General features: G+C 71.2%; 20 protein-coding genes and 1 riboswitch. Of the genes, 5 read left to right on the forward strand and 15 right to left on the reverse strand.

What is annotated here, in order from left to right; genetic code table 11:
• Nucleotides 1-130 precede the first annotated feature (130 nt).
• The 3 genes from ACZ60E_RS19050 to ACZ60E_RS19060 all read right to left on the reverse strand — a co-directional run bounded on the left by ACZ60E_RS19050 (nt 131) and on the right by ACZ60E_RS19060 (nt 2,644).
• Entirely contained in the window at nt 131-790 is a 660-nt protein-coding gene (locus ACZ60E_RS19050) for a TetR/AcrR family transcriptional regulator (RefSeq protein WP_384810068.1), read from the reverse strand.
• Between the two features lie 113 nt (nt 791-903).
• Entirely contained in the window at nt 904-1,050 is a 147-nt protein-coding gene (locus tag ACZ60E_RS19055; protein ID WP_453794862.1) for an SCO1431 family membrane protein, read from the reverse strand.
• Nucleotides 1,051-1,264: 214 nt separating this feature from the next.
• Nucleotides 1,265-2,644 carry a peptidase C39 family protein gene (locus ACZ60E_RS19060; protein WP_469441852.1) on the reverse strand — a complete coding sequence of 460 codons (1,380 nt, stop codon included), beginning with the start codon at nt 2,642-2,644 and terminating at the stop codon, nt 1,265-1,267.
• A 278-nt stretch (nt 2,645-2,922) separates the two neighbouring features.
• On the opposite strand from ACZ60E_RS19060, the gene ACZ60E_RS19065 reads away from it, so the two are divergent.
• Both ACZ60E_RS19065 and ACZ60E_RS19070 read left to right on the forward strand, forming a co-directional pair.
• Nucleotides 2,923-3,549 (forward strand): uridine kinase family protein, encoded by a 627-nt coding sequence (locus ACZ60E_RS19065; protein WP_469442264.1) that lies wholly within the window; start codon nt 2,923-2,925, stop codon nt 3,547-3,549.
• 433 nt (nt 3,550-3,982) lie between these two features.
• A complete protein-coding gene (locus tag ACZ60E_RS19070) occupies nt 3,983-5,842 on the forward strand; it encodes an AAA family ATPase (protein ID WP_384810074.1) in 1,860 nt (619 codons plus the stop codon).
• 176 nt (nt 5,843-6,018) lie between these two features.
• On the opposite strand, the gene ACZ60E_RS19075 is transcribed toward ACZ60E_RS19070, so the two are convergent.
• From ACZ60E_RS19075 to ACZ60E_RS19120, 10 genes are all read right to left on the reverse strand, one after another.
• Nucleotides 6,019-7,119: a hemolysin family protein gene (locus tag ACZ60E_RS19075; protein WP_384810076.1), complete on the reverse strand. Its 1,101-nt coding sequence runs from the start codon at nt 7,117-7,119 to the stop codon at nt 6,019-6,021.
• Complete coding sequence (locus ACZ60E_RS19080; RefSeq protein WP_453794865.1) at nt 7,116-8,492, reverse strand: hemolysin family protein; 1,377 nt, start codon at nt 8,490-8,492, stop codon at nt 7,116-7,118. Before ACZ60E_RS19080 ends, ACZ60E_RS19075 begins: the two co-directional genes overlap by 4 nt.
• Nucleotides 8,493-8,690: 198 nt before the next feature.
• Nucleotides 8,691-9,179 (reverse strand): PH domain-containing protein, encoded by a 489-nt coding sequence (locus tag ACZ60E_RS19085; protein ID WP_384810079.1) that lies wholly within the window; start codon nt 9,177-9,179, stop codon nt 8,691-8,693.
• A gap of 20 nt (nt 9,180-9,199) precedes the next feature.
• Nucleotides 9,200-10,066, reverse strand: coding sequence for an ATP phosphoribosyltransferase (gene hisG / locus ACZ60E_RS19090; protein WP_384810081.1), 867 nt, complete (start codon nt 10,064-10,066; stop codon nt 9,200-9,202).
• Nucleotides 10,067-10,143: 77 nt separating this feature from the next.
• The gene (locus tag ACZ60E_RS19095) at nt 10,144-10,416 is read right to left on the reverse strand and encodes a phosphoribosyl-ATP diphosphatase (RefSeq protein ID WP_107019637.1); all 273 of its coding nucleotides are present in this window, start codon (nt 10,414-10,416) and stop codon (nt 10,144-10,146) included.
• Nucleotides 10,417-10,450: 34 nt separating this feature from the next.
• The gene (ribH, locus tag ACZ60E_RS19100; RefSeq protein ID WP_189772856.1) at nt 10,451-10,936 is read right to left on the reverse strand and encodes a 6,7-dimethyl-8-ribityllumazine synthase; all 486 of its coding nucleotides are present in this window, start codon (nt 10,934-10,936) and stop codon (nt 10,451-10,453) included.
• A gap of 89 nt (nt 10,937-11,025) precedes the next feature.
• Entirely contained in the window at nt 11,026-12,324 is a 1,299-nt protein-coding gene (locus tag ACZ60E_RS19105; RefSeq protein ID WP_469441859.1) for a bifunctional 3,4-dihydroxy-2-butanone-4-phosphate synthase/GTP cyclohydrolase II, read from the reverse strand.
• Nucleotides 12,321-12,965 (reverse strand): nicotinamide mononucleotide transporter family protein, encoded by a 645-nt coding sequence (locus ACZ60E_RS19110; protein WP_107019640.1) that lies wholly within the window; start codon nt 12,963-12,965, stop codon nt 12,321-12,323. Before ACZ60E_RS19110 ends, ACZ60E_RS19105 begins: the two co-directional genes overlap by 4 nt.
• The gene (locus ACZ60E_RS19115; protein ID WP_387333493.1) at nt 12,962-13,570 is read right to left on the reverse strand and encodes a riboflavin synthase; all 609 of its coding nucleotides are present in this window, start codon (nt 13,568-13,570) and stop codon (nt 12,962-12,964) included. Before ACZ60E_RS19115 ends, ACZ60E_RS19110 begins: the two co-directional genes overlap by 4 nt.
• 155 nt (nt 13,571-13,725) lie before the next feature.
• A riboswitch (FMN riboswitch) is annotated at nt 13,726-13,856 on the reverse strand.
• Between the two features lie 313 nt (nt 13,857-14,169).
• Nucleotides 14,170-15,483 carry an ROK family transcriptional regulator gene (locus ACZ60E_RS19120; protein WP_469441861.1) on the reverse strand — a complete coding sequence of 438 codons (1,314 nt, stop codon included), beginning with the start codon at nt 15,481-15,483 and terminating at the stop codon, nt 14,170-14,172.
• A gap of 143 nt (nt 15,484-15,626) precedes the next feature.
• On the opposite strand from ACZ60E_RS19120, the gene ACZ60E_RS19125 reads away from it, so the two are divergent.
• Together ACZ60E_RS19125 and ACZ60E_RS19130 are read left to right on the forward strand one after the other, a co-directional pair.
• On the forward strand, nt 15,627-16,856 hold the full coding sequence (locus tag ACZ60E_RS19125) for an MFS transporter (protein ID WP_469441863.1): 1,230 nt from the start codon (nt 15,627-15,629) through the stop codon (nt 16,854-16,856).
• 97 nt (nt 16,857-16,953) lie between these two features.
• Nucleotides 16,954-18,378, forward strand: a complete 1,425-nt coding sequence (locus tag ACZ60E_RS19130) for a uracil-xanthine permease family protein (RefSeq protein ID WP_469441866.1) — start codon at nt 16,954-16,956, stop codon at nt 18,376-18,378.
• On the opposite strand, the gene ACZ60E_RS19135 is transcribed toward ACZ60E_RS19130, so the two are convergent.
• Nucleotides 18,360-19,487, reverse strand: coding sequence for a glycoside hydrolase family 6 protein (locus ACZ60E_RS19135; protein ID WP_453794890.1), 1,128 nt, complete (start codon nt 19,485-19,487; stop codon nt 18,360-18,362). The genes ACZ60E_RS19130 and ACZ60E_RS19135 overlap by 19 nt on opposite strands.
• 172 nt (nt 19,488-19,659) lie before the next feature.
• On the opposite strand from ACZ60E_RS19135, the gene ACZ60E_RS19140 reads away from it, so the two are divergent.
• Nucleotides 19,660-20,391, forward strand: a complete 732-nt coding sequence (locus tag ACZ60E_RS19140) for a DUF5995 family protein (RefSeq protein WP_453794870.1) — start codon at nt 19,660-19,662, stop codon at nt 20,389-20,391.
• Nucleotides 20,392-20,759: 368 nt separating this feature from the next.
• On the opposite strand, the gene ACZ60E_RS19145 is transcribed toward ACZ60E_RS19140, so the two are convergent.
• Nucleotides 20,760-22,451 (reverse strand): flavin monoamine oxidase family protein, encoded by a 1,692-nt coding sequence (locus tag ACZ60E_RS19145; protein WP_453794871.1) that lies wholly within the window; start codon nt 22,449-22,451, stop codon nt 20,760-20,762.
• Between the last annotated feature and the right edge of the window lie 63 nt (nt 22,452-22,514).

A 22,514-nucleotide genomic window follows, 5' to 3' on the forward strand; every position in this document is an offset into this window, starting at 1 on the left:
CACCCCTCGGGCCTTATTTATACGGGATAAAATCTCCCCCCCCGGGCGGGGGGGGGGGGGGGGGCCCCCCCCCCGCCCCCCCCCCCGACCGCCGTACCGGCCGTGTCGCCCCAGCCGGTGTCCTGCCGTCTCAGGTGGTACGGCGCGCGGCCTGCGGGGCCGGGTAGGAGACGTCCAGTTCCTCGATGGCCCGCATCGTGCCGCCGAGCATCTTCACCAGCAGCTCGCGCATCAGGTCGCGCGGCAGACCGCGGTGGTCGATCCAGTCGAGGGTGGCCCCCTCCACACTGCACAGCCAGCCCAGCAGCGCGGTGCGCGGGAGCGGGCCGACATCGCGTCGCCCGTACGCCCCTTCGGCGATGGTCTCGACGATGGCTTCCCGCACACCGTCGCGGATGGCGAGCACCTCGGCGTCGAAGCCGACACCGCCACTGATGATGGTCCGGTACGCGGCCTGATGGTGCTCGGCGTAGCGGAGATAGCCGTCGATGGTGCGGTGCACCCGTTCTTCCGGGGGCAGTTCGAGGCCACTGGCCGCCCGGGAGATCAGCTCGGCCACCGAGTCCTCGACGATCGCCAGGTAGTAGCCGCGCTTGGAGCGGAAGTAGTAGTAGATCAGTCCCTTGGCGACATGCGCCTGCTTGGCGATGTCGTCCATCGACAGGGCGTCGTAGGACGTGTCGGCGAACAACTTCCGCCCGATGACGATGAGTTCGGCACGGCGCGCCAGGGAACGGTCGGTGCCGCGCGCTCCGGGGCGGTCGACACCGCGCTGTGGACTGTTAGTCAATTGCGGACCTGGTCTCCAACCGCGAGCGGGACTTCCGCAGTATGGCAGAGCCGTACGAGCAGCCTGTTCGAGTCGCTTCGACTCTCCGCGACCGGCCGGTCGTGGTCCTGGCGTCAGACCAGGCCGAGCTGCGTCACGAACATCGCGAGCACCAGCACGAAGGTCCAGCCCATGACGTGCTCAAGGATCTTCGGGCCGTCGTCCTTGGGACCGCCCGTCCGGGCGCGGACCTGTCCGGCGGTGGCAGAGGTCGTGGTCATGGCGGCTCGCTCACGGTCGGTTTGCGATGGACTCCCCCGCCGGTTCGGACGGACTCGTCCCACCGGTTCGTCCACCTTGCCATCGGATCGGGCTTTTGCGGGGGAGAGCTTGGTCACCCGCGACCGCCCGGTGTGGCCCACGCCACAGGGGCGGCTCCGCCGTGCGGAGCCACCCCTGCGACGTACAGACGTGCGGGCGTGCGGGCGTGCGGGCTCAGCGCACGCCCACCGCCGCCAGGGCCTTGCGCTGGGCGTCCGTGGGATGGGCCGGGAAGTAGAGGTAGCAGACCCCGCCGGTGCCGGAGACGACGTTCCCGGCGGCGTTGTACCTCTTCGTCCTGAGCCAGACATTTTCCCACTCGCGCCGCTTGTAGACGCGCCGCACGGCGTCGTTGTCCGGCGAGTTCGGGTCGTTGGCGATCACGTCGCCGTCGGCGGTGAAGCCGATGACCGTCATCAGATGCCCCGCCGTGCCGTACCCCGCGCCGGTCAGTTCGGACGCGAGGAACGACTGGGACGTGATGGCCGGCACACCGGCGGCGATCAGCGTCTCCAGATCGGTGAGCGACCGGAGCCGGGTCACCACGCCCTGCAGATCCTTGTACGTGGCGGCGTACGCGGCGTTGAAGGGCCAGTTGCCGCAGCCGTCGTACTGGTAGTCGAAGGTGAACCGGGCCGCGTGGCACACCTGCGGGTCCGCGTACTCGGGCTTGACCCAGGCCAGGTCCGCGGCCGTGGGCTTCCGCCCCCAGTACTCGATGATCATCTGGGAGGAGGTGGGGCTGCACCAGGCCTCGCCGCCGTTGTCGTACTCGGGGTACTGGCCGACGTGGATCTCCTGCGAGTAGCGCGGCACCTTCAGTTCCCGTGCGAGACCGGGCGCCGACGCCGGGACCGTGAAGCGGTCGGGGATGTCGGAGCCCATCGCGCCGAGCCGCCACACGGTCGGCGTGGCCTTGGTCCCGGGCTTGCGGTAAAGGGTCAGCCGCAGCCGGTACGCCACCAGACGCAGCCCGGAGGCCGCGTCGTCGATGGCGAAGGTGTCCGTCCAGACCGTGCTCCTCCCGTCGCTCTGGTCGTCGACCGAGGTCCGCCGGATGTCCTGGTCACCGGCCGCCCAGCGGCCCATCACGTACCAGGGGGTGTCCGTGCCGTCGGAGTACGTGCCCGTCAGCTCGATCTGCAGCCAGGTGCCCGCCGGGGTCCGCGCGTTCCAGGAGGCGATGACCTCGGTGGAGGGGACGGCGAGACGGTGGACCGGCGAGGTCCAGCGGGCGTACTCCCAGGTGGCGGTCGTGCCCGTGTGCGGGTCCGGGTAGTCGACGCGCCCCTCCGGGGTCCGGATCTCCAGCCCCGGGCGGGCCCCCTGCACGGCACGGGTCCCTGCCGCCGTGCCGTCACGCCAGTCGGCGTACGAGGTCCAGGCATGGTTGTCCACGAGGCCGGAGGGTGCTTTCGACGAAGGGGCGGCCGGGGTTCTCGCGGGGCGGGCCGACGGGCTCGCGGCGGCGGCCGGGCTCGCCGCTCCGGCGGTGGCGGCTGCCACCGCCGCGGCCAGGACGGTTCTGCGGGACGGCTGTTCGGCTCTGGTCATGGACGGAAGACCCCCAGGTGTCCGGAACGGGCTGGTCCAGTGCGCGGGAGACGCGCGGGTACGAATGCACGGGTGTGGGCCAACTATGGAACGCGATCACGGCTTCTGCCAGCACTTCGGGCGTCGCGGCGCCGACCAATATTGGTCGAGACCACTGATGAGGCGGGAGACCCGATTCATCCCATATCGGTCTCGGTAGAGTGTTCCTCCGTAATGCGTATGCCCCCGTCCGCGGCCCTCCTCAGCCCTCCGTCCGTACTCCTCCCCCGGGAAGCCCCATCCACCTCCACGCCCTCGCCGACCGGCTGCGCCGGCTGCCGCCGTCCTGCGGTCCCGTCCGGCTCGTCGGCGTCGACGGGCACGCGGGCTCCGGCAAGACCACCTTCGCGGAGCGCCTGGCCGGGGCGCTGGGCGGCGCTCCCGTGCTGCACCTGGACGACATCGCCACCCACGAGGAGCTCTTCGCATGGACCGGGCGGCTGCTCCGGGAGGTCGTCGAACCGCTGGGCCGCGGCGAGAGCGCGCACTACCGCCCCTACGACTGGCGGCTGCGCGACTTCGGGCCGGCCCGCGCCCTGCCGCCCGCGCCCGTGATCCTCGTCGAGGGGGTCGGCGCCGGCCGCCGGACGTTGCGGCCGCAACTGGCGGGACTGCTGTGGATGGAGATGCCGGACGAGGACGCCTGGGCCCGCGGGCGCCTGCGGGACGGTTCGGCGCAGAGCGATTTCTGGGCAGGGTGGGTCCCCGCGGAGCGCCGGCACTTCGCCGAGGACCCTTCGGAGCCGTTCGCCGACCTTCTGGTACGACAGTGTTCAGACGGATATGAGGTACTGCCAGGACCTGCCGAGACGCCACTGAGAACGCTCTCGGTCACGGACCGTGACGGGCCTGCTTCTGTGTGCTGAACTCGTGAAGACCGCTGTCCGAGAAGTTGCCTGAGTGCCCCAACTCGGCTTGACCGAGGGGCCGTACAGGTCTTACGTTCTCAAGGAGCGGCCTTCGGGGCCGCCTCACAGACGCGAAGCCCCCGGTTGTTCCCCCGTGATCGGGGGCTTCGTTCTGTCCTCAGGCGTTTTGCGGACGCCACGACGCGCAATTCACTCACTCTGCGTGACCGTCCTGAGTGCGTCCCGTACGCTCCCACCTCGAAGAACCCGTCGTGCGGCAGCCTACGGTCCGGCGCTCCCCCGCAGGTACGATGCCTCTTGGTGCGACCTTCGGACGGCTGCTCTCCGCACCGCACGCAACTCCCGTCCGCGGCACAGCGGTTCGACGAAGACTGCCGACGGGCACCGGCCCGCCCGGTGATCAACGGGGGCACGGTATGTGGGGGACGTGATGGACTTCGGCACGCAGGGCCCCGAGGCCCCGGCCGACCTCGCCTGGCTGCGAGGTGTGGATGCCTACACCATGGGGGCCTATCCGCAGGCGGAGGAGGAGTTCCGCGCCGCGGTCCGGATGGATCCGGGGATGGCCGACGGCTGGCTGGGACTGCACGCGCTGCGCATCGACACGACGACCGCACTGCTCCGGATGTTCCGGCACCGCGACCGCTTCGGCGAGCAGCGCACCCGGCACCGGCGCACGCTCAACTCCTGGTACTGGCTGGGCTGGTGGGTGCAGCCGGTCCTGGAGTCGCCGCGCGATCTGCTGCTCGCGCACTCCTCGCACTGGCTCGACGGACGCCATGTCCCCGAGCTGGACCGGGCGTTGGCGGGCCTGCCCCCGGTCGACGCGGATCCGCAGGTCCGGTTCCTGCACGCCTGCCGGGCCTATCTCGTCAAGGACTGGGAGCAGTTGGTCCGCCACACGGACCCGCTGATCGACGATCCGATGCTGGGCATCGAGGCGGGCCTGTTCGGCGGGATGGCGCGCGTACGGCTGGAGATGTACGGGCAGGCCGAGCCGCTGCTGTCGTCCGCGCTGATGCGCTGCCGCAGCGAGCAGCCGCAGCGCAAGGAGCTGCGGTACTGGCTGGCGCGGGCGCACGAGGGCACGGGCCGCTCGGCGGCGGCCCTCCCCCTGTACCGGGCCGTGCACCGGGTGGATCCGGCCTTCATGGACACCTCGGCCCGGCTCGCCGCGATCTCCGAGGGCGACGGGTACGACGAGACGGCCGACCTCGCGGCGATCACGCTGACGGGGGTCGGGCAGGACATCCTGGACGGGCCCGACGGCGTCGACCCGCTGTTCGGCGGCGAGGGCCGCGACCTGAAGCTCTCCGAGCCCGAGCTGCCGCCGCCCGGCACGCTGCCGTCCGAGTCGGACCGGGTCCGCGAGAAGGCCATCGTGCCGGTGCTGCCACCGCATCTGCCGACCGGGCCCACCGACCCCGCGCTCCTCGAAGAGGCGCTGGCCGAGCTGGAGGGCATGGTCGGCCTCGAACCGGTGAAACGCCAGGTGAAGGCGCTCTCGGCGCAGCTGAACATGGCCCGGCTGCGGGCCGGGCAGGGGCTGCCGGTCCAGCCGCCGAAACGGCACTTCGTCTTCTCCGGTCCCTCCGGCACCGGCAAGACGACGGTGGCGCGCATTCTCGGCCGGGTCTTCTACGCGCTCGGGCTGCTCGGCGGCGACCATCTCGTCGAGGCGCAGCGGGCCGATCTGGTGGGCGAGTATCTCGGCCAGACCGCGGTGAAGGCCAACGAGCTGATCGACTCCGCGATCGGTGGGGTGCTCTTCGTCGACGAGGCCTACTCGCTGTCCAACTCCGGGTACGGCAAGGGGGACGCGTACGGGGATGAGGCGCTGCAGGTGCTGCTGAAGCGGGCCGAGGACAACCGGGATCATCTGGTGGTGATCCTCGCGGGCTATCCGGAGGGCATGGACCGGCTGCTCGCCGCCAATCCCGGGCTGTCGTCCCGGTTCACGACCCGGGTCGACTTCCCCTCGTACCGGCCGCTTGAGCTCACCTCGATCGGTGAGGTGCTGGCGGGGGAGAACGGGGACGTGTGGGACGAGGAGGCGCTCGACGAGCTGCGCTCCATCAGCGGGCATGTCGTCGATCAGGGGTGGATCGACGAGCTGGGGAACGGGCGGTTCCTGCGTACGTTGTACGAGAAGAGCTGCGCCTATCGGGATCTGCGGCTCTCCGGGTATCCGGGGCATCTGACGCGGGACGATCTGGCGACGCTTCGGCTGGCCGATCTGATGCAGGCGTACGGGGAGGTTCTCTCGGGGCGCGGTCCCTCGGGGGTGTAGCCCCCGTCGGGTCCGCGCCCCGAGAGCCCTCCGGGTCGGGGTGCGCCCACCGGGGTGGTGGGGTGCTGTGCGGCTCGCGGGTGCGGCGCCGTCGTGGCTTGTCGCGCCGTTCCTCGCGCCCCTGAAGCGAAACAGCCGACCCGCGCCCCGAGCAGTGGGGGCGCGGGTCGGCTGTGTCAGCTGGCCAGGGCCTGTTGTGGGGGTTCCGCGGGTTCCGTGTGGCCCGAGCGGGGCTCGGCCACGCGTGCCGCCGGGCGGTCCCGGTGTGCCGGGTCGCGGACCTCGCCGACCAGGAGTTCCAGGACGTCCTCCAGGGCGACCAGGCCCAGGACCCGGCCCGACGGGTCGGCGACCTGGGCCAGGTGCGTCGCGGCGCGGCGCATCACGGTCAGGGCGTCGTCGAGCGGGAGTTCGGCGCTGAGCGTGGTCATGGGCCGCCAGACCTGCTGCGGCACCGCCCGCTCGGACTCCTCCAGGTCGAGTACGTCCTTCACGTGCAGGTAGCCCATGAAGGCGCCGTTCTCCGCGACCACCGGGAACCGTGAGAACCCGGTGCGGGCGGTGAGGGCGACGACCTGGCCCGGTGTGACCGAGGGGCCCACGCTGATCAGCGACTCGCGGTCCAGGAGGACGTCCGTGACCGGGCGCGAGCCCAGTTCCAGCGCGTCCTCCAGCCGCTCCTGCTCCCCGGGGTCGAGCAGACCGGCCTGTCCTGCGTCCTCGACGAGCCGGTTGAGCTGCTCGCTGGTGAAGACCGCCTCGACCTCGTCCCTGGGCTCGACACCGAAGAGCTTCAGGATGACGCGGGCGCAGGCACCGAGGGCCACGGTGACCGGCTTGCACAGCCGGGCGAAGGCGACCAGGCCGGGGCTGAGCCACAGCGCGGTCTTCTCGGGGGCGGCCATCGCCAGGTTCTTCGGCAGCATCTCGCCGACCACCAGGTGGAGGAAGACGACCGCGGCGAGCGCTATGACGTACCCGAGCGGGTGGATCATGCCCTCGGGCAGGTGCACGGCGTGGAAGACCGGCTCCAGGAGGTGCGCCACGGTGGGTTCGGCGACCGCGCCCAGGGTCAGTGAGCACATGGTGATGCCGAACTGCGCGGCGGCCATCATGTGCGGCAGGTTCTCCAGGCCGTACATGACCTGCCGGGCCCGTGCCGTGCCGAGCGGTTCGATCTGGCTGCGCCGTACGGAGACCAGGGCGAACTCGGCACCGACGAAGAAGCCGTTGGCGAGCACGAGCAGGCCGGCGAAGAAGAGTTGGAGCACGCTCATCGGACGGCCTCCGCCGCGGAGACGGAAACGGGGGCGGACGCGGGAGGGGAGACGGGCGTGGTCCCGGCGTCGGCCGTTCTGACCAGCCTGACCCGCTCCGCGCGGTAGTGGCCGACCTGGCGCACCGAGAGGCGCCAGCCGGGCAGCTCGGCACGGTCGCCGGGGGCCGGGATGCGTCCGAGCAGGTCGGCGACGAGGCCGGCGACCGTCTCGTACGGGCCCTCGGGGGCTTCCAGGCCGATGCGCCGGAGGATGTCGACGCGGCAGCTGCCGTCGGCGTCCCAGGCGGGCCGGCCGTCCTCGGGCGGGGCGACGGCGAGTTCCGGCACGTCCTGCCCGTCGTGCTCGTCGCGGACCTCGCCGACGAGCTCCTCGACGATGTCCTCCAGGGTGACGACCCCGGCCGTGCCGCCGTACTCGTCGACGACGACGGCGATGGGCTGCTCGTTGCGCAGCCGCTCCAGGAGGGGCTGCACGGGCAGTGTCTCCGGGACGAGCAGCGGGGCCTGGGCGATCCGGGTGACCGGCATCCGCAGCCGGTCGTGCGAGGGCACCGCGAGGGCGTCCTTGAGGTGCACCATGCCGACGATCTCGTCGATCCGCTCCCGGTAGACGGGGAAACGGGAGAGGCCGGTGGCGCGGGTGAGGTTGACGACGTCCTCGGCGGTCGCGGAGGACTGGAGGGCGCTGACCTTCACCCGCGGGGTCATGACGTGCTGCGCGGTGAGGTCGGCCAGCGACAGGGTGCGTACGAACAGGTCCGCGGTGTCCTGCTCCAGCGCGCCGGCCTGCGCCGAGTGCCGGGCCAGGGAGACCAGCTCGCCGGGTGTGCGCGCGGAGGCCAGCTCCGCCGTGGGCTCGACGCCCAGAGCACGTACGAGCCGGTTGGCCACGGAGTTCAGGGCGGCGATCACCGGCCGGAACAGGGTCGAGAAGACGTGCTGCGGGCCCGCGACGAACCGCGCGACCTGCAGGGGCCTGGACACCGCCCAGTTCTTGGGCACGAGTTCGCCGATCACCATCTGCACGGCCGAGGCCAGCAGCATGCCGACGACCACGGCGACACCGGACACGGCGCCCTCGGGGATGCCGACGGCGGTGAAGGGCCCGTTCAGCAGCTCGGCGAGCGCCGGTTCGGCGAGCATGCCGACGACCAGCGAGGTGATGGTGATGCCGAGCTGGGTGCCGGAGAGCTGGAAGGAGAGTTCCTTGAGGGAGCTGACGACGGTGCCGGCCCGCCGGTCTCCTTCGGCCGCCGCCTTCTCGGCGTCGGCGCGCTCCACCGTGACGAGGCCGAACTCGGCCGCCACGAAGAAGCCATTGGCGAGGATCAAAAGGAACGCCGCCCCGAGGAGCAGCAGGGGGATGGTCATGCCGCCGCCTCGATGGGTCGGGAGGGGGCGGCGCAGGTACTACAGGACGATCCGTCCATCGCTGGAGGGAGTCACTCCTCGAATAGCAGGGGGCCTCTGAGTTCCGGGGGGAAGTCAGCGGCGGAGGCGCAACGAAAACGCCTCCGCCAACAGATTAATCAAGACATGGGCCCGTACGGCAGGGTGGAAGGCCGAGAGTCAGCCGTGATGTTCGTCGTGCTGTCCGTCGGACGGCCCGTCCGGCTCGCCGAGGGAGCGGGCCTCGGCGAGGGCGCGCAGTGCGCGGGCGTCGCTGATGGCGTGCTGTTTGGCGATGCCCGGCTGGATGCCGAGCACGGGCAGGCTGGTGCCGTCGCTGAGGTTCAGAAAGACCCAGGGGTCTCCTGGACGGAGGTTGACCTGCAGGATCTCCGCCCAGGCCAGCCGTCGCCTGCTGGCGATGTTGACGACGGTGACCCCGGACTCGTCCGCGACGACCTTCGGGCGGGCGAGCAGCACGAGTACGCCGAAGAGCAGCGCCGCGGTGAAGACGAAGCTGAGCCGCTCCCCCGGTCCGAGCTTTTCGAGCAGCAGCGCGACCGTGGTGATGACCACAAAGATCGTGGCACCGGCGGTCAGCAGTACGGCCCGGGTGCGCCCGGGTCTGAAGGTCACGGGGAGGGCGGGCGGCTCGGTGGTGTCCGGCATGGTGAAGCTGATCCTCGGAGTCAGAGGCGGCAGGCGTGGATGGCCGTGGTCAGGATGGCCCGCGCGCCGATCTCGTACAGGTCGTCCATGATCCGCTGGGCCTCCTTGGACGGGACCATGGCCCGTACGGCGACCCAGCCCTCGTTGTGGAGCGGCGAGACGGTCGGCGACTCCAGGCCCGGGGTGAGCGCGACGGCCTTCTCCAGCTGCTCGACACGGCAGTCGTAGTCCATCATCACGTAGGTCCGCGCGACGAGGACGCCCTGGAGGCGGCGCAGGAACTGCTGGACCTTGGGTTCTGTTTCTCCATTGGACCCGGTGGTCTCCGCGCCGGTGCGGCGGATGACGACCGCCTCGGACTTCATGATCGGGTCGCCGAAGACCTCGAGGCCCGCGTTGCGCAGCGAGGTGCCGGTCTCGACGACGTCCGCGATGACCTCGGCGACGCCGAGTTCGATGGCCGTCTCGACGGCGCCGTCGAGGTGCACGACGGACGCGTCGACGCCCTGGTCGGCGAGGTACTTCGCGACGATGCCCTCGTACGAGGTGGCGACGGTCTTGCCCGCGAGGTCGTCGAGGGCCTCGGCCGTGCCGGGCTTGGTGGCGAAGCGGAAGGTGGAGCGGGCGAAGCCGAGGGGCAGGATCTCCTCCGCGTCGGCCGCGGAGTCGATCAGCAGGTCGCGGCCGGTGATGCCGATGTCGAGGCGGCCGGAGGAGACGTAGATCGCGATGTCGCGGGGGCGGAGGTAGAAGAACTCGACCTCGTTCTCCGGGTCGACGATCCGCAGCTCCTTGGCCTCCCGGCGCTGCTGGTAGCCGGCCTCATGCAGCATCTCCCCCGCGGGGCCTGACAGGGAACCCTTGTTGGGGACGGCGATGCGCAGCATGAGGTCGGCTTCCTTTGTTCGTGCGGGTGCGGGTGCGGTTGCGGATACGGGTGTCGGCGCGAGGGCGCGGAGGCGGCTCAGAGGTGGGCGTACACGTCGTCCAGGCTGATGCCGCGGGCGACCATCATCACCTGGACGTGGTAGAGCAGCTGCGAGATCTCCTCGGCGGCTGCTTCCTTGCCCTCGTGCTCCGCGGCCATCCAGACCTCGGCGGCCTCTTCGACGACCTTCTTGCCGATGGCATGGACCCCCTTGCCGACCAGTTCCGCGGTGCGGGAGGTGGCGGGGTCGCCGGTGGCTGCCTTGTGCTGGAGCTCGGTGAAGAGCTCCTCGAAAGTCTTCTTGGACATGGTGGTCCTCACCCTACGCGGTCGCGGGCCTACGTCAGCGCCAGGGTTCGGATACCGAGCGCAGGGTGGCCGCGGTCGCCACGGCCGCGGTCACCGCCTCGTGCCCCTTGTCCTCGTTCGAGCCCTCGATGCCCGCGCGGTCCAGGGCCTGCTCCTCGGTGTCGACGGTCAGCACGCCGAAGCCGATGGGGACCCCGGTCTCGACGGAGACCTGGGTGAGCCCCTGGGTGACGCCCTGGCACACGTACTCGAAGTGCGGGGTGCCGCCGCGGATGACGACGCCGAGCGCGACGATCGCGTCGTAGCCGCGGCCCGCGAGGACCTTCGCGACGACCGGCAGCTCGAAGCTGCCGGGGACGCGCAGCAGGGTCGGCTCGTCGATGCCCAGCTCGTGCAGGGCGCGCAGCGCGCCGTCGACGAGTCCGTCCATGACCTTCTCGTGCCACTGTGCCGCGATGACGGCGACCCGCAGGTCACCGCAGTTGCGTACGGACAGTTCGGGTGCGCCCTTGCCGCTCACGTCTGTGTCTCCTCGTGCAGTGCAGTGCGTGCAGTGCTGTTGCTTGCTGCTGGTTACTGGTCTACGGGTTACGGATTACCGGACACGGGTCACTGATTGCCGCAGGCGGACACGGTGGTCGTGTCCAGCCAGGGCAGGTCGTGCCCCATCCGGTCCCGCTTGGTGCGCAGGTACCGGAGGTTGTGCTCGCCCGCCGTCACGGGCATCGGCTCGCGCTCGGTGACCTGGAGGCCGTGCCGGACGAGCGCGGCGGTCTTGTCGGGGTTGTTGGTCATCAGCCGCAGGCTGCGCACCCCGAGGTCCTCAAGGATCTGGGCCCCGGCCGCGTAGTCGCGGGCGTCGGCGGGCAGGCCGAGTTCGAGGTTGGCGTCCAGGGTGTCCCGGCCGCGCTCCTGGAGTTCGTACGCGCGCAGCTTGGACAGCAGCCCGATGCCGCGCCCCTCGTGGCCGCGGAGGTAGACGACGACTCCGCGGCCCTCGGCCTGGATGCGCTGCAGGGAGGCTTCGAGCTGGGGGCCGCAGTCGCAGCGCAGGGAGTGGAAGACGTCCCCGGTGAGGCATTCGGAGTGGATGCGCACGACGACGTCCTCGCCGTCGCCGATCTCGCCGTGGACCAGCGCCACGTGCTCGACGCCGTCGACGGTGGAGCGGTAGCCGTACGCCGTGAACTCGCCGAAAGCGGTGGGCAGTTGCGTCTTGGCCTCGCGGCGGACCGTGGGCTCGGCGGTGCGGCGGTAGGCGATCAGGTCCTCGATGGAGATGATCGTCAGGCCGTGCTTGCGGGCGAACGGGATCAGCTCGGGCAGGCGCAGCATCCGCCCGTCCTCGCCGGCGATCTCGACGATGGCGCCGGCCGGCCGCAGGCCCGCGAGCCGCGCGAGGTCGACGGCGGCCTCGGTGTGGCCGTTGCGGACGAGCACACCGCCGGGCTTGGCGCGCAACGGGAAGATGTGGCCGGGGCGTACGAAGTCGGCCGCCCCCGCCTGCCCTCCCGCGAGCAGCCGCAGGGTGGTGGCGCGGTCGGTGGCGGAGATGCCGGTGGTCACGCCGGAGGCGGGGCCCGCGTCCACGGAGACCGTGAAGGCGGTACGCATCGACTCGGTGTTGTTCTCGACCATCTGCGGGAGCTGGAGGCGGTCGAGTTCGTCGCCCTCCATGGGCGCGCAGATCAGACCGCGGCACTCGCTCATCATGAAGGCGATGATCTCGGGGGTCGCCTTCTCGGCTGCGATGACGAGGTCGCCCTCGTTCTCGCGGTCCTCGTCGTCGACGACCACGACCGGGCGGCCCGCGGCGATGTCCGCGACGGCCTTCTCGACCGGGTCGAGGGAGAAGTCCGAGGCGTCCTCGTCATGACCCGTGCTGTACCAAACCGGCGTTGTCGTCATGCCGGGGCTCCTTCCAGGACGGGCTGCCCGGCCTTGCGGGAGCGCAGCCACCAGTCGCGCATGCCCCACAGGACGAGCGCGCCGTAGATGATGTAGACGAATCCGGAGAACGCGAAGCCGTTGGCGAAGTTGAGCGGCACGCCCACCAGGTCGACGAGCAGCCAGGCGAACCAGAACTCGACCATGCCGCGCGCCTGGGCGTACATCGCGACGACCGTGCCGACGAATATGTAGGCGTCGGGCCAGGGGTCCCAGGACAGCGACGGGTACGCGGTGAACAGGCTCGCGACGGCGACGGTGCCGACGGCCGCGGCGCCGAGCAGGTACGCCCGTTCGCGCCAGGTGGCGAACCGGACGGCGATGGAGCCGTCCTGCGCGCCGCCCCTGCCGCGGTTCCACTGCCAGTAGCCCCAGACCGCGACGGCCATGACCACCAGCTGCTTGCCCGCGCTGCCCGAGAGATGGGCGGTGGCGAAGGCGACGAGAAGGATCGCGCCGGACAGGAACTGGACGGGCCAGGTCCAGATGGAGCGGCGCCAGCCGAGGGCGAGGCCGATCAGACCGATCACGTTGCCGATCATGTCGGCCCACTTGATGTGCTGGCCGAAGAGCGTGAACGCCTCGGAGTTGAGCCAGTTCACCGTGTCGCCCCCTGTCCCTGCGGGCCGAGCAGCCGCTCGACGTACTTGGCGATCACATCGACCTCGAGGTTGACCGGGTCGCCGGGCTGCTTGCGGCCCAGCGTGGTCAGGTCGAGGGTGGTCGGGATGAGGCTGACGGTGAAGAAGTCGGGTCCGGCGTCCACGACGGTCAGGCTGATGCCGTCGACGGTGATGGAGCCCTTCTCCACGACGTAGCGCGAGAGGTCCGCGGGCAGCGAGATCTTCACGATCTCCCAGTTCTCGGACGGCTTGCGCTCGATGACCTCGCCCGTGCCGTCCACATGGCCCTGCACGATGTGCCCGCCGAGCCGCTCGCCCACGGCCATGGGCCGTTCGAGGTTGACGCGGGAGCCGACGGTGAGGGCGCCGAGGCTGGAACGGTCCAGGGTCTCCGCCATGACGTCGGCGGTGAACTCGCCGTCCTCGTGGTCGACGACCGTCAGACAGACGCCGTTGACGGCGATGGAGTCCCCGTGACGTGCACCTTCGGTGACCACAGGGCCACGCAGTCGGAAACGTGAGGCATCGCCGAGATTCTCGACGGCGGTGACTTCACCCAGCTCTTCGACGATTCCGGTGAACACTTCCCGGGTCCTCCTGCCTCATAGGGCACGGACTCCGGGGCCTGTCGATGACGACAGATGTGAAACGAGCGGGAACACCGGGGGCGACGCCGCATAGGACGACGTGCCCGTGGGACACGTCGAAACAGACGGCGGCGCGCACGAATGCCCGCCCGCCGCGCACTGCCTCCCATCCGGACTTTAACCGTCGGTCCAGGAATTTCACCTGGTCAACCGGCCGCTGGAAGCGACCGGGTCGCGGACTGTAACCGCCGGTTCGGACTTTCACCGACCCCGGAGTGCGCTGCTTCTGGTACAGACTCAGTGTGCCACGCCTGATCGACGCCCAAGCGGGTGAATTCTGTGGGGTGGCTCACAAGGTGTACCGATGGACTTCACGGGACACCCGTGAGGCGCCAGGCTCTGATCAACTTCTCCGTGATCAGGGCGTCTCCCTGGTGGTCCATACCTATTGACGCTTTGGTCTAGTCCTCTCTAGGGTCAGCGTGCACCGGCGCCTCTCCGGGTCGCGTACGCCGACCCGCCCCAGATCGACCCGGCGGCGGTGACGGAGGCCCTTGCCCCGCCGCCGGGTCTCCGTTCCCGTCACGGGCCCGGGTTCAGCGCTCCGGAGGCGCGAACAGCTCGTCCTGGGCGCCGTCCCGGGCCACCAGCAGGGCACCGCGCAGCACGGCCCCGCCGCCCAGGGCCCCGGCCCGCACCTCGGTGGGCAGCGGAGTCATCCGCGCGAGCCGCTCCCGCACCCGCGCCGCGAGCACCTCCCCACCGGCCCGCCCGATCTCCCCGGACAGAACGACACACCCCGGATCGAGCACGGCGATGACGGAAGCGGCCCCCAGAGCAACACGATCGGCCAGCTCATCAAGAAACCCCGAGGCGCCACCCTCCAGGGGCCGCGGGGAACTGCGCGGGTCGGCGCCCCCGAAAGGGCGCGGGGAACTGCGCGGGCCACCCCCACTCCCCGCAGACGAATCCACTACCCCTCCGGCTTCCGGGACCGGCGCGGAGCCGGAGTTCACCCGAGACACCGCCTCCCGCACCAATGCCGCCGCATCCGGCTCATGCTCCACGGCGGAGGCCACCACCGCGTACCCACGCGCCAGTTCGGCGATGGCCGCCGCCCCCACGAGCGAGTGGAACCCGCCCTCGCACCCCGTGGCGGACGGCATCCCGCCCGTACCCGGCACCGGCAGGAAGCCGATCTCCCCCGTCCCCCCGGACGCGCCTCGCCGCAGCACCCCGTCCAGGACCACCGCGGCCCCGATCCCGTGCCCGAGCCAGAGCAGCACGAAGGTGTCGCGGTCCCGCGCGGCCCCGTCACGCTGCTCGGCCAGCGCCGCGAGGTTCGTCTCGTTCTCGACGACGACCCGGGCCTGGAACCGCTCCTGAAGCGCCGCGGCAAGGCGCCGGTGCCATTCGGGCAGCCCCGTGGAGTCGCGCAGCTCACCGGTCGCGGGGTCGATCAGCCCGGGAGCCCCCACCCCGACGGTGTGCAATCGCTCGACGCCCGCCTCCTTCGCCGTGCGCTCGACCAGCGCGACCGCCTGCTCGACCGCGGGCCCGGTGTCCGTCTCGTCCGCGATCGGCACCGACGCCTCGGCCAGTACCGAGCCCAGCAGGTCCGCGACGACCACGGCCACGCCCTCGGTGCGCACATCGAGGGCCGCGAGATGCGCCCGGTCGGCGACGATCCCGTACAGCCGGGCGTTCGGGCCGCGCCGCTGTTCGCCGGACTCCCCGACCACGCCGATCAGCCCGGCCTCCGCGAGGCGTTCCACCAGGTCGGCGACCGAGGGCCGGGACAGTCCGGTGAGTTTCTTCAACTGCCCTGCCGTCAGAGGACCTTCCTGCTGCAGCAGCCGCAGGGCGAGCCGGTCGTTGATGGCCCGGGCGGTACTCGGTGATGCGGGCATGCCGGGATCCTTCCAGATCGATACGGACGTCTGCGGCGGGCGCAAAAACAATCTATCTATCAGGCAAGGTTCCTGATAGTTTACGGCCGCAGAGTGGAGAGACCACGGACGACTGCTGGGGTCGACAGACAGGGGCCGGGAGAATGAGCGAAGTGGTCTACGACCGGCGCGAGGTGAAGCGCTCCCGGTACGCCGTGGCGGCGGTGTTCGCCGTGCACGGCGCCGTCACCGGCTCGTTCGCGACCCGCGTCCCGTGGATCCAGGACCACGCCTCGGTGAGCGCGGGCCAGCTCGGCCTGGCCCTCGCCTTCCCCGCCATCGGCGCCTCCCTGGCGATGCCGCTCGCGGGCAGTGTCAGCCACCGCTTCGGCGCCCGCACCGCCCTGCGCGGGCTCATGGCGCTGTGGACGCTCGCCCTCGCCCTCCCCGCACTCGCCCCGAACCTGCTCACCCTGTGCCTGGCCCTCTTCGTGTACGGCGCGACGGCCGGTATGGCCGACGTGGCGATGAACGCCCTGGGCGTCGAGGTCGAGAACCGGCTGGACAAGTCGATCATGTCCGGCCTGCACGGCATGTGGAGCGCGGGCGCCCTGATCGGCTCGGCCGGCGGAACGCTCGCCGCGCACCTGGGCACGGACGCCCGGCTGCACCACGCGCTCGCGGCGGTGGTCCTCACCGTTCTCGGCACGGTCGCCTGCCAGGGCGTACTGGACCTGCGCGCCACCGAGGACGAGGAGGCGCCCCCGCGTTTCGCGCTGCCGCCCAGGTCGGCGCTGCTCATCGGCGCGATCGGGTTCTGCGCGGTGTTCGCGGAGGGGGCGAGCCTGGACTGGTCGGCGGTCTACCTGCGGGACGTCATCGGCACCTCGGCGGGACTCGCCGCCGCGTGCACGACCGCCTTCACCCTCACCATGGCGGTCGCGCGGCTCGCCGGGGACGCGGTGGTGGACCGGTTCGGCCCGGTGCGCACCGTACGGGTCAGCGGGCTCCTCGCCACCGCCGGCGCCCTGCTCGTCGTACTGGCGCAGAACGCGGTCCTGGCCATGACCGGCTTCGCGCTGCTGGGCCTCGGCATAGCCGTGGTCGTACCGCTCTGCTTCGCCGCGGCGGGCCGCAGCGGCCCCAACCCGTCCCAGGCCATCGCGGGCGTCGCCACCATCACGTACACCTCGGGGCTGATCGCGCCGTCCGCCATCGGAACCGTTGCGGACGCGACGAGCCTGGTGACGTCCTTCGTGCTGGTGACCGTACTGGCCTTCGGGCTCGCCGCGTTCGCCGGTGTCCTGCGGACCAGCGGCCGTACGTCGAGTGCCCAGGTCCCGGGCGCGCGCGGCGAGGTGGCGGACGCGAAGGTTCCGGATTCGCGGCCCTGAACCGGCCACTCCCCCGGCTCACCCCTACCATGGCGCTGATCTTCACGTAAGGAATCCCGGACAGGCGTCCGGGGTGCAGAGAAAGCGGATACCCACCATGGACCTCGGCGTGCGCTGGAAACTGCACGGTGACGGGCGCACGCCCGCACCCGGAGCGGTCGTCCGCCCCGACGAACGGCTCTCGTGGCCACGGACGGCAGGCCTCGGCGCCCAGCACGTGGTGGCGATGTTCGGGGCGTCCTTCGTCGCGCCGGTCCTCATGGGCCTGGACCCGAACCTCGCGATCATGATGTCGGGCGTCTCGACGGTGATCTTCCTGCTCGCGACCCGCGGCCGGGTGCCCAGCTACCTGGGCTGCTCGCTCTCCTTCGTGGGCGTCGCCGCGGTGATCCGCGCGCAGGGCGGCTCCAGCGCGACCGTGACCGGTGCCGTGTTCGTCGTGGGCGTCGCGCTGTTCCTGGTCGGACTCGCGGTGCGGCGGTTCGGGGCGCGGATCATCCATGCCGCGATGCCGCCCATCGTGACGGGCGCGGTCGTCATGCTGATCGGCTTCAACCTGGCCCCGGTCACCGCCGCCACGTACTGGCCGCAGGACCAGTGGACGGCGCTGCTCGTGATGCTGTTCACCGGTCTGGCGGTGGTGTGCCTGCGCGGTTTCTGGTCGCGGATCGCGATCTTCCTCGGCCTGGTCTTCGGGTACGGGATCTCGTGGCTCTTCGACCTCGCCTTCGGCCGGATCCACTCGGCCGACGCGAGCGGCAAGGTCACCGACCACTGGCGGCTCGACCTTTCGGGCGTCGGCTCGGCGGACTGGATCGGGCTGCCGGCGTTCCACGGTCCGTCCTTCGAGTGGTCGGCGATCCTGGTGGCCCTGCCCGTCGTGATCGCGCTCGTCGCGGAGAACGCGGGCCATGTGAAGGCCGTCGGCGAGATGACCGGCGACTCGCTGGACGACAAGCTGGGCACCGCGATCTCCGCGGACGGGGTCGGCTCGATGCTCTCCACCGCCGTGGGCGGGCCGCCCAACACCACGTACTCCGAGAACATCGGTGTCATGGCCGCGACCCGGGTCTACTCCACGGCCGCCTACTGGGCCGCCGCCGGCTTCGCGCTCCTCTTCGGCCTCTGCCCCAAGTTCGGCGCGGTCGTGGCCGCCATCCCCGGCGGGGTGCTCGGCGGGATCACCGTCATCCTGTACGGCATGATCGGCCTGCTCGGCGCGCAGATCTGGCTCAACGCCGGGGTGGACCTGCGCAATCCGCTGAACCTGGTGCCGGCCGCGGCGGGCATCATCATCGGCGTCGGCGACGTCACGATGAAGTTCACCGACACCTTCTCGCTGAGCGGTATCGCGCTCGGCACGCTCGTCGTCATCACCGGCTACCACGCGCTGCGCGCGCTGGCCCCCGCGCACCTCAAGTCGCAGGAACCGCTGCTGGACGAGGGCACGTCCTCCTACAGCTCCGGAGGCGGCCCCGAGGCCGGCTCCGGCCCGGTGGACGGTCAGCGCGCCAAGTCGTAGGCGTAGTCCGGTGTGAACGTCCCCGGCGTACCCCGGCAGCCGTCGGACTCGCCCGGCAGCTTCACCCACAGATAGGCGTCGATCCTGGCCTCCCCGGTGCTCAGGGTGGGCGCCTGTCCCAGTGCGCGGCCCGCGGGATCGCACCACTCGCCGTCGGCCGGTGCGCCGTTGCCGTTGCGGCTGGTGTCGATGACGGCGCCCAGACTCGCGGGGCCGCCGAGCGCGTCGAGGGTACGGCGGACGTACGCGACCTCGTCGCCCGTGCGGTTGAAGTTGGAGACGTTGCTGAAGATCCCGTCCGAGGAGGCGGCGGACGCGGCACCGGCCCGGCGCAGCAGCCCGGCCTGCTTCTGCGGCGAGTTCCAGTCCGAGTGACCCGCGTCGAAGTAGACCCGCGCGTTCGGATTCGCGGCCTTCAGAACCCGGCCGGCGCGGGCCAACGCGTCGAAACGGGCCGTCCGTTGCCCCTCGGAGAGACAGTCCGACTGGGCGATCGCGTCCGGCTCCAGAATCACCACGACCTCACGGCTGCCGAGGCCCGCCGCGAACTTCTCGATCCACCCGTCGTACGCGCCGAGGTCGGGCGCGCCGCCCTGCGAGGCCCCGCCGCAGTCGCGGTCCGGTATCGCGTACGGGACGACGACGGGCACGCCGCCCTTCGCGGCCCCGGCCGAAGTGACCGCCCTGACGCGGGCGGTGATGTTCGACGGCGTGTAGTCCGCGAACCAGACCGCGGCGGGGCGGTCGGCTATCCGGGACTCGATGACCGGGCGGCGCGGGTCGTCGGGGTTGGCCCGGACCCAGTCCAGTACCTGCGAGTCGCCGTGGCGGTACAGGCGCACGGACGCGGGCTCGGTCCTCGGCTTCGTCGCCGCGGACTTCGACGGCTTCGGGCTCGGCCTCGCCTTCGAAGCGGACGCGGACGCCGAGGGCGACGGGGAGCCGGAGGCCGCCGAGGACGAAGGGGTGGGCCTGTAGGGCAGGGGCTGCAGGAACGGTGTGCCGGACACGTCGGGCCGTGCCTCGTCGCCGCCCCGGCCGTCGTCCAGCGCGGACATCACCCCCGTCACGGTGCCGGCCGCGACGACGGCGGTGGCCAGCGCCACCATGGCACCGCGCCGGGCGGCGCGTCGGCGCTCCGCCCGGCGGGCGGCCAGACGCTCGGCACGTCGGACTGACACGTGGTGCTCCCCCTCCTCCGGGCCCCGCGTAATCCCCCGTTCTGGGGAAGCGACCGGCCCGGCGGCCCTCGGCACAGCCTAGGCCTGGGACCCTGCCCCCATGGTGCGGTTGGAGCGCTTCGCGCAAGACACGGTCCTCGTCCACGGCCTCGACGCGGTGGTACGCCGTATGCGTGCGCTCGACGCGCTCTGGCCCGAGCGGGACGGCGTCGCGGTCTTCAACCGGGTGTACCTCGCCGTCACCGAGGAGGTCTCCAGACGGGTGGACGCGGGGCACTTCCGCGACGTACGGGCCGCGGTCACGCTGGATGTGCGGTTCGCGGAGCGGTACCTCGGGGCGGTCGAGGCGGTCGCCCGGGACCGCCGGCCGCCCGCGTGCTGGCGGCCGCTGTTCCAGTTGCGGGGGCATCCGGGGGTACGTCCGCTGCAGTTCGCCCTCGCCGGTATCAATGCGCACATCGGGCACGATCTTGCGCTCGCGGTGGTGGACGCGTGTCGTACGCTCGGCTGCGAACCGGGTGAACTGGAGGACGAGTTCGACCGGGTCGGCGATGTCCTCGTCACGCTGGAGGAGCGGATCCGCGAGGACCTGATGCCGGGGCCCGACCTCCTCCAGATCGCCGATCCGCTGACCCACCTGCTGGGGGCGTGGAGCCTCGACCGGGCCCGGGACGCGGCGTGGTCCGCTGCGCGGGCCGTCTGGGCCTTACGTGAACTCCCCGACATGGCGGAGGAGTTCACGGACCGCCTGGACGCGGGGGTGGGCCTGGTCGGCCGCTGCCTCCTCACTCCGCTCACAGCCCCGCCGTACGCACCGCTGCCCACCCGATGACCACCTGCGGCCCCGGTGGGGGTTTGTCGCGCAGTTCCCCGCGCCCCTGAAGGGGCACACCCCGGGGGTAGCAATCCGTCTGCGGGCCCGGTGGGGGCGGGCCGCGCAGTTCCCCGCGCCCCTTTGGGGCGCCTCCATTCGGGCGGAGCGGCGCGCTGTCTGCGGGGCCCTGACGAGGTGCCTCCGCGCACGCGCCCTGCAGGGGCGCGGGGAACTGCGCGCTCAGCCCCCACCGGGCCGCAGACAGGTCGCTACCCGGGGCCGGGGCCCCAAAGGGGCGCGGGGAACTGCGCGACAAGCCCCCACCGGGCCCGCAGCCGATACCGCACCGCACCGCGCAGCGCCCCGCACCCCCGGAGGGGGATCCCTCAGTCCTCCGGGAGTTCCAGCGGAGCGATCTCGTCGAAGACGTCACCAGGACCGGGGTTCACAGGATCCGTCCCACCGCCGAAGTGCCGCATAACCCCCCACACCGCATTGAGCGCCGTCTGCACAGCCCCCTCCGCCCACCCCGCAGTCCACGAGATGTCGTCTCCCGCGAGGAAGATCCCCCGCTTGTCCTCGGGCAGCCGATCCTGCATGAAATGCGTGAACAGGCGCCGCTGATAGCGGTAGTGACCGGGCAGGTTGGCCTTGAACGCCCCCATGAAGTACGGCTCGTTCTCCCAGGACACGGTCACCGGATTGCCGATGACGTGCTTCCTGATGTCGACCTTCGGGTAGATCTCGCCGAGCGACTTCAGCATCACCTCCATCCGCTCACCCGCGGACAGCGGCAACCACTTCAGACTGTCGTCGCACCAGGTGTAGGAGAGGCAGATGACGGCGGGCCGGTCCGGGCCGTTGTCGAGGAGGTAAGTTCCCCGTGTCATACGGTCGGTGAGCGTCATCGACATGACGTCCCGCCCCGTCTCCTCGTCCTTGTCGAGCCAGAACGGCCGGTCCACCGGCACGAACAGCTTCGAGCTCTCCATGTAGTGCGTGCGCTCGATCGCCGTCCAGTGGTCGATCGGGAACAGCGCGTCGTCACAGGCGACCTTGGACAGCAGCATCCAGGACTGCGCGGTGAAGATCGCCGCCCGGTACGTACGGATGTCCCCGGAGGCGTCGGTCACGGTGATCCGGTTTCCCGCGGTGCGGTTCAGCCGGGTCACGGCCGGCCGCGGCTCCCCGCCGTGCAGCGAGGCCAGCGAGGTCCCGTACGCCCAGTGCACGATCTTCTCGGGCTCGCGTTCCCACAGGCGCAGCGGCAACTGCTGGCTGCCGCCGACGATCCCGCGGTGGTGGTCGTCGGCCTCGGTGTAGACGACGCGCAGGATCTCCAGGATGGAGTTGGGGAAGTCGGTGTCCCAGCCGCCGGTGCCGAAGCCGACCTGCCCGAAGATCTCGCGGTGCCGGAAGGACTTGAACGCCGTGGAGTCGCAGAGGAATCCGTAGAAGGTCTGGTTGTCGAGCTTCTCGACGAGCTTCGCCCAGATCTCCCGGATGCGGGGGACGTCCCGCTCGCGCATGGCCTGGTTCATGTCGGAGAAGTCGGCGCCCTCCTCCAGGCAGGCGTTCCAGGCGGTCGCCACGTCCCGGTAGACCTGCGGCAGGTCGGCGAGCGTCCGGGCGTAGTGCGACTCGCCCTTGAGGTCGACGACGGTCGAGGGCGTGGTCTCGGAGAGCGGGTTGGGGAACGGCTCGGTCCGCAGCCCCACGAGGTCGATGTAGTGCTGGAGCGCCGTGGAGGACGGCGGGAAGCGCATCGCGCCCATCTCGGCGGTCAGGGAGGGGTCGCAGCCCTCGAACCCGACCGTCCGCAGCCGCCCGCCGATCTTGTCGGCCTCGTACACGACGGGCTTGAGGCCCATCTTCATCAGCTCGTACGCCGCCACGATGCCGGAGAGGCCGCCGCCGATGACCGCCACCTCGGTGCCCAGTTCGGTCGCGGGTATCTGGCCGAGTCCCGCGGGGTGCGCGAGGAAGTCGTCGTACGCGTACGGGAAGTCCGGACCGAACATGGTGATCGGCGGCTGCGCGTCGGTGTGCGGGACGGCGGGGGGCACCGTGGACGTCATGGGGTACGGACTCCTTGCGCGAAAGCTCGGGGTGGGGCTGATGGTGATCGTGCGAGCCGTGGT

Source organism: Streptomyces sp. NPDC102514, from assembly GCF_055584525.1.